This window comes from Rhodococcus sp. CX (assembly GCF_015865005.1).
GTDB lineage: Bacteria > Actinomycetota > Actinomycetes > Mycobacteriales > Mycobacteriaceae > Rhodococcus.
This window is the reverse complement of sequence record NZ_JADZGH010000252.1, coordinates 4619-4836: the sequence shown is the minus strand read 5'-3', so window position 1 is coordinate 4836 and position 218 is coordinate 4619. Positions and strand designations below refer to the sequence as shown.

At 73.4% G+C, this 218-nt stretch carries 1 pseudogene; it reads left to right on the top strand.

What is annotated here, in order from left to right:
* Nucleotides 1-218, top strand: a pseudogene (locus I0Q12_RS27370) (energy-coupling factor transporter transmembrane protein EcfT); the annotation flags it as partial.

Genomic DNA, 218 nt, shown 5'->3' with positions numbered 1-218 from the left:
GCGCGGATCCCGCGCGGCGCGGTGCCCACCGTCCCGTGGTGGGTGTTCGCGTCCCTCGGGTTCTTCGCCGTGCTCAGCTCGTTCGGCGGGGGCCTCGACCCGTATGTGCGATCGGTCCTGGTGGGCCTGGCGCTGCTGGTCTGCGCGTCGCTGGTGGGGTGGACGACCCGGCTCGGTGACATCGTCGACACCCTCCCGGTGCTGTTCGCGCCGCTGCG